The organism is Bacillus sp. DJP31 (assembly GCF_049310945.1).
Classification (GTDB): Bacteria; Bacillota; Bacilli; order Bacillales; family SA4; genus Bacillus_BS.
On the sequence record NZ_JBMERO010000106.1, the window covers coordinates 1 to 650 of the forward strand.

Annotated in this window: 2 protein-coding genes; both read right to left on the bottom strand. The window is 39.4% G+C overall.

The features are described from left to right. On the bottom strand, positions 1-212 hold a 212-nt coding region (locus ACOI1C_RS22685), incomplete at its 3' end, for a hypothetical protein (protein WP_422512896.1). Then, the coding region (locus tag ACOI1C_RS22690; protein WP_422512897.1) for an ATP-binding protein at positions 209-650 on the bottom strand (442 nt) is incomplete at its 5' end. The genes ACOI1C_RS22685 and ACOI1C_RS22690, both read right to left, overlap by 4 nt.

A 650-nucleotide genomic window follows, 5' to 3' on the forward strand; every position in this document is an offset into this window, starting at 1 on the left:
TTATCATCAATGCCTGGATCGTGGGCAGTTCCTTCCCATCTGTAGTGATGTAGGAAGCGATATACCTCATCTTCTTCTACTGTATACCTGCCGTCCTTTTCAGACGCTTTAATCCTTCCTTCCATCAGCCACTGCCTTACTTCATCGATGCTACATTTCATCCCATAAGTATGTAAGATTGATGTAGCTTCTTGATCCGTTAATATTGTCATCCTTTTGTTCCTCCAGCTCCTACATCCGTATTATCAAAGATGGTAGTTCGATGCTTCATGCGCCAACTATCTTCATTAATATTTATCACTTCAACCCGATGAAGAAGCCGGTCTAGAATAGCCGTCGTTATCCCCTCGTCTCCAAGGAGGTCTCCCCACTCATTAGGCCCCTTATTAGACGTTATTATAATGGAGCTTTTATCATACAATTCATTGATTAAGTGGAAGAAGAGATTAGCTTCCTTTGTGTCCATCGCCATATACATCATGTCATCAATAATAACCAAATCTGAGTCTATTAATCTCTTATGCAGCGTTTGTGACTTCCGAGAAAATTCCTTTGTTTTTAGTAGATGAACTAATTCTCCCATTGCTATAAACATAACTTGATAACCTTTCTGTATAGCTTCTAAACCTAGTCCGATAGATATATGAGTT